We start from the raw sequence: 5,886 nt of genomic DNA, 5'->3' as shown, positions 1-5,886 counted from the left end.
GCTCGCGATGGCGGCCTTCCAGCCGATATAGATGTCGACTGACAGTCCGCCATCGCGAGCAGGCTCGCTCCTACAGGGGGGCGGGGTGTGGCTTACAGATCACGCACTACGCGAAAGCCCATCCAGTCCCCGCGCTCCTGCGGGTACTGGCTATTGCGGTTGCCCGAGCGGGAGAACACCGGCGCTTCGCCCCAGTCGTTACCGCGGATGCGTACGGCTTCGCAGTTGGGCTCCAGCCAGGCACTGCCATCGGTGGGGGCGCCGACGTAGTTGGGGTGTTCACAGTCTTCCACCCATTCATAGACATTGCCGTGCATGTCATACATGCCGAAGGCGTTGGGCGGATAGCTGCCCACGGGTGAGCTGTAGCTGTAGCCGTCGGCCGGGCCGTAGGTGTTGGCATGTTTGGCGATGCTGTATGCCTTGCCTTCATCGAAGGGGAAGGGGAACGGTCCCTTGGTGCCGCCACGGGCGGCGTATTCGCGCTGGGCTTCGCTGACCATGTGGTATTTCTGCCCGGTCTTTTTCGACAGCCAGGCGACGTAGTTTTTCACGTCGTCGAAGTTCATGCACACCGCCGGCTGGCGCGGGCTTTGCGGGTAGCGCGGCTTGCTGGCGATGCACTCGCGGCCCGGGCGGGTATCGCCATTGGCGATGGTCACGCCGCTCTCCTTGACGTAGCTGTCCCACTCGCCGGCGGTGATCTGGAAACGGCTCATGGCAAAAGGTTTGGCGAAGGTCACGTCATGCATCGGGCCTTCATCGGGCTCGCGACCGACTTCGTCGTCCGGGGTACCCATGGTGAATGTGCCGGCGGGCAGCACGACCATTTCCGGGCAGTCCTTGCAGTCCTTGAACACCTTGCCCGGTGGCTGTGGGGTGGCGGCTTGTGCAGTAGTCGAAAGGAAGGCAACCGCAAGGGCGGAGAGGGTCAACGAGTAAAGGGTCATGAGTCATCTCGATTAAATGATACGACCCTGTAGGAGCGAGCCTGCTCGCGATGGACGTCAACGATGACGCGGGGTGTCTGACTATCCGCGGTGTTCCGGCGACCATCGCGAGCAGGCTCGCTCCTACAGGGGGTAGCGGCGCTATGCGGTTTTGTTCAGCAGCGCCATGAAGCGGTCGATTTCGTGTTCGCTGTTGAGCAGGCCGGGGGCGATGCGCACCACGGGGCCGGCATCGCGTTCCACCGCATCGCAGACCACGCGGTTTTGCATCAACTGCGTAGCGACCTTTTCGCAGTCCTGGTCCTTGATCCGGAAGAAAGTAAAACCGGCGGACAACGCCGGGCTCTGCGGCGTGACCAGTTCAATCCGCGGCTGTTCCAGCAGGCGGTTCTTGGCGTAGGTGTTGAGTTCGTGGATGCGCGCCTGCACCTCGGCCTTGCCCAGGTCCAGGTGCAGCTTGAACGCCTCGTCCGCCGCCCAGCGATGTTCGAAGCTGTGATAGCCACCGGGGGTCATGATGGTCGAGAAGGTGGTGGCTTCGGAGAAGGTCGGAATGATCGGCGTGACGTCCTTGAGTTCGGCCGAGCGGGCGCAAATGATCCCGGTGCCACGGGGGCCGAACATCCATTTGTGGGTGCCGGCGATGAAGAAGTCGCAGTGCATGTCGGGAAACTCCAGGTCCTCGACGCCAAAACCGTGAACACCATCGACCACATACAGGATGCGGTCCTTCTCATCGCGCTTGCGGTTCAGCTCGTCGACCAGTTGGCCGATGTCACCGATAGGCAACTTCACACCGCTGCCCGATTGCACCCAGGTCATGCCCAGCACACGGGTCTCGGGACGAATGCCCTTGGCAATGGCGCCCAACACTTCGTCCACGGAAATGTCGCGACTGTTCTCGAACAACTTGAGCTTGCGCACCCGGGTGCCCTGGCGTTGCTGCCGGTATTCAAGGGTGTAGTTGGTCGAGTAGTGCTCGTGTTCGCTGACCAGGATTTCCTGATCCGGGCGCACATGAATGCCGCCGTAGATCATCGACAGGCCCTCGGTGGTGCTGCCGGTGAGGGCGATCTGCTCAGGCTTGGCATTGAGGTAGCGACCGGCCCAGACCCGCACGTTGTGCTCGCGCTTCTCGGTTTCCTGCAGGTCCCAGTCCATGGCCCGACCGGGGTTGCGGTCGATGTTGGCGCGGTGCATCTCGATGGCGTTGCGCACCGGCGTGGGGTGCGAGGTCACCAGGAAGTTGGCGAAGTGCAGGTAGTCCGGGTCCTGATTGAACAGCTGGCGCAGCTGCGCCCATTTGCCCTTGGGCAATGCCGGCGGATTGCCTGCCAGTGCCGGCAGATTCACGCTGGTGGTCAGGGGCAGGCCGGCGGCGAGAATGCCGGCCTGCTTGAGGAATGAACGACGGTTGGTCATGGCTTGGGGTTCGCTTGGAAAAAGTGGCATCAGTTTTTGGCGACAGGTCTGGCGGATTTCTCGACCTGGTCCCAGACCCGCAGGAAATTGCCGCCCCAGAGCTTGGCGATGTCGGCCTCGCTGTAGCCGCGGCTGATCAGCTCGGCGGTCACGTTGCGCGCTTCGCTGACGTCCTTCCAGCCATCGAGGCCGCCGCCATCGTTGAAGTCGGAACTGATGCCGACGTGGTCGATGCCGATTTTCTTCACCGCATAATCAATCGCGTCGCCGTAGTCCTTGAGGGTGGCTTTGGGTTCTTCGTCGACGATGGCATAGAGCTGGCTGGCGTATTCGCCGAAACGCTGTTCGGACCAGACGGTGATGACCGGATCGCCGGGCATCAGCGCCATCTCCAGCCCTTGCAGCGGTTGCAGGTCGAAGCGTGCGCGCAGGGCGTTGAGTTTGTCCTGGGTGGCCTGGCTCAACGGTTTGATGTAGGTCGGGAAACCGACGATCTGCACCACGCCGCCGCTGTTCTTGATCAGCTGCATTTCCTGGTCGCTGAGGTTGCGCGGAATATCCACCAGGCCACGGGGGGCCGAGTGGGACGCGACCATCGGCGTGCGGCTCAATTGCGCGACCTGCTCCAGGGCCTTGGTCGACATCTGCGAGACGTCGATGATCACCCCGAGGTCGTTGAGGCGGTGCACGGCTTGTTTGCCGATCTCCGAAAGACCGCCGAGGGCATCCCTGGAATCGTTGAAAAACGGCAGTGGCCGCGACGAGTCGGCCCAGGCGTTGTTGCCCACGTAGCTGAAGCCGAACATGCGCATGCCCCGGGCTGCCCATTTGTCGAGGGCGTTGAGGTCGTTGCCCAGCGGGTAGGCGTTGAGCATGCTCATGAAAATCGCGAACTTGCCTTCGCCGTGCAGGCGGCGGAAGTCGTCGGGGGTGTAGGCGATGGCGACCTGATTGGGGTAGTCGCGCACCATGGTGCTGATGATCTTGTAGCGGGTTTCCTGCTCGAAGCGTGCTTCTTCGACGAAACCGGCGGTGGGGCGATGCGGCGCGTTGGGGCCGTTCCAGATTTCCGGCCAGCCGAAGATCGTCAGGGCCGCGCCGGACAGGCGTCCGCGTCCGGTCTTGACCAGGTCGAACTGGCCGCTGCCGTCCTTGTCCGCTTCGTTGCCGGCGGTGCCGAAGTCCATCGGCACGGTGATGTGGCTGTCGAACGAGAGCAGGCGTTCGTGCAGTTCATCGGCCTGCTTCATCACCTTGACCGGATAGCCGGGGTTGTCCTTGAACCAGTAGTCCCAGGCGGCGAAGCCTGCCCCGGCACTGATCGCCAGGGCCAGCGGCAGGCCGATGAAAAGAGCCTTTTTCGAGCGTGGTTTTGTCATTGCCGTCTCAGTCAGTTCGCCGCCCTGTTGCGGGCGTAGGGGCCTTTGCTATCTGGGAGGAACGAGCAGGCGGGGGAGGAATTTAGTGTTTGTGCGGGCCTCTTCGCGAGCAGGCTCGCTCCCACAGGGGATCTTCAGTGTTCACTCGGTCAATGTAGGAGCGAGCCTGCTCGCGAAGCTTTTAAATTTGTGGGGGCAACAAACGTTCTAGCTTGGATAAAGCCTGCTCCATGGCTGACACAGGTAGGGCAATGACGATTTCTCGACGATGGTTCATGGCAGGCCTGGCGCTGACCGGCGCTGCCGTGCCTGCGGCTTTTTATGGGCATCGCGAATGGACGAAGCCGGATCCGACGATCACCCCCGGCGAGGCGACGTTCGATGTCGCGGATATCGCGGGTCAGCGCTTGGCGGATACCTTGCGCGGTGTCTGGCAGATCCGCTTCGAAGGTCGTGATGCCGGCCTTGAAGGTTTGCCGGCGGACGGGCTGGAAGTGTTTCTCGACATCGGCCACAAGGGTCGCGGGCTGATCGGGTTTCTCGACACGGCCGAGCGTTTGCGTTCCAGTGAAGCGCCGCGTTATCGGGTGCTCGGCGATCTGGCCGGGGCCAAATCGGCGCAATTGAGTTGGCGGCTGCTCAGCGCCAATGGCAGCTGCGACTACGAATTCAGCATGGCGCTGGACGAAGTCTGGGGTGGATTTGGCAACGCCGGCAGCGGCTCGCTCAGCGGGCGGGTGTTGAACCTGGATCGGCCGTTGATGATGACTGCCCAGGACAATCGCTTCATCGCCGTCAAGCGGGTGTTCCCCGAAGCGCGGGAGCGCACCGGCCTGAATGCGCCGCTGCTGGCCTGGCTGACGTCCGCCGAGCATCGCCTGTTTCACCAGCTCTGGCATGCCTCCCGGGACAAATGGCATACCTTGCCCGAAGACAAGCGCAGTGCCCTGCGCGGTATCGGCTGGCAGCCTGGCCCGCGGGACAAGGAGCGTGATGCCCGTGGCGCGCGCAAGGATCGCAACGGCTCGGGCGTGGACTTTTTCTTCATGCACCGGCACATGCTCGGCACGGCGCGCTCGATGCAGGACTTGCCGTCGTGGACGCAATTCCCGCTGCCGCAGCCGGAGCTGGCTCGGGACCGCATCGGTTTCGCCCGTTATTTCGACAACCATGACGGCACCGCGCTGCCGCCCACCTGGCTGGCCGAAGACGATGACGAGTATTCGAAGTGGGTCGCCGACATCAAGACCGCCGAGACCTACCACAGCAATTTCCAGGTCTGGGAGTCGCAGTACCGCGACCCGCGTTACCTGTCGAAGCTGACCCTCGGGCAGTTTGGGTCAGAGGTCGAGTTGGGGCTGCACGACTGGCTGCACATGCGCTGGGCCTCGGTGCCCCGGGATCCGTCCAACGGCCAGCCAGTGCCGTTCGCCCGTGATCCATCGGACTTTTCCGCGCGTTGGTTCGCGCCGGAAAACGACTTCCTCGGCGACCCGTTTTCGTCCCATGTCAGCCCGGTGTTCTGGCACTTCCACGGCTGGATCGACGATCGCCTGGAAGACTGGTTCCGTGCCCATGAGCGCTTTCATCCGGGGGAGGTCAGCCGAATGGAGGTCAATGGCGTGCCGTGGTTCGCTCCGGGTCGCTGGGTCGAGATCGACGACCCGTGGCTGGGGCCGGATACCCATGGTTGCAGCACCACGCCGGGGTTGCAGGCGGGCCGGTCGGTGGAGATGGATCCGGAGACCATGAAACTGGCCTTGCGGATTACCTTTGGCGAGGATGAGAAGAAGCTCAAGGATCTGTTCAGGAAAGTGCCGCAACGGCCTTGGTATGCGCGGAATTTGAAAGCCAAGCAGAGCCAGGCTTGACGACCGCGTTATCGTTTTATCGCTGGCAAGCCAGCTCCCACAGGTTATGTGTCGTGCCAAAATCGTGCGGCAAACACAAAAACCTGTGGGAGCGGGCTTGCCCGCGATGGCGGCCTGACAGGCGACATTGATGTTGGATGTTCCGGCCCCTTCGCGAGCAGGCTCGCTCCCACATCAGTCCTGCAAACACAGGCCCACTGTGGGAGCGAGCTTGCCCGCGATGGCGGCCTGACAGGCGACATTGATGTTGGATGTTCCGGCCCC

4 protein-coding genes are annotated in these 5,886 nt (G+C 62.7%); 1 reads left to right on the top strand and 3 read right to left on the bottom strand.

Going from position 1 to position 5,886, the window contains the following annotated elements; all coding sequences use genetic code 11:
* Positions 1 to 92: 92 nt before the first annotated feature.
* From HNQ83_RS30785 to pvdM, 3 genes are all read right to left on the bottom strand, one after another.
* Positions 93 to 950: a formylglycine-generating enzyme family protein gene (locus HNQ83_RS30785; protein ID WP_175392606.1), complete on the bottom strand. Its 858-nt coding sequence runs from the start codon at positions 948 to 950 to the stop codon at positions 93 to 95.
* A gap of 141 nt (positions 951 to 1,091) precedes the next feature.
* The gene (locus HNQ83_RS30780; RefSeq protein ID WP_175392605.1) at positions 1,092 to 2,372 is read right to left on the bottom strand and encodes an aminotransferase class V-fold PLP-dependent enzyme; all 1,281 of its coding nucleotides are present in this window, start codon (positions 2,370 to 2,372) and stop codon (positions 1,092 to 1,094) included.
* A 29-nt stretch (positions 2,373 to 2,401) separates the two neighbouring features.
* A complete protein-coding gene (pvdM, locus tag HNQ83_RS30775) occupies positions 2,402 to 3,751 on the bottom strand; it encodes a pyoverdine-tailoring dipeptidase-like protein PvdM (protein WP_175392604.1) in 1,350 nt (449 codons plus the stop codon).
* Positions 3,752 to 4,002: 251 nt separating this feature from the next.
* Here pvdM and HNQ83_RS30770 point away from each other — a divergent pair, with 251 nt between their 5' ends.
* Positions 4,003 to 5,622 carry a PvdJ/PvdD/PvdP-like protein gene (locus HNQ83_RS30770; protein WP_175392603.1) on the top strand — a complete coding sequence of 540 codons (1,620 nt, stop codon included), beginning with the start codon at positions 4,003 to 4,005 and terminating at the stop codon, positions 5,620 to 5,622.
* The last annotated feature ends 264 nt before the right edge of the window (positions 5,623 to 5,886 follow it).

The sequence above is a fragment of the Pseudomonas sp. C2B4 genome (assembly GCF_013359695.1).
Classification (GTDB): Bacteria; Pseudomonadota; Gammaproteobacteria; order Pseudomonadales; family Pseudomonadaceae; genus Aquipseudomonas.
This window is presented reverse-complemented; position numbering and strand designations above follow the sequence as displayed.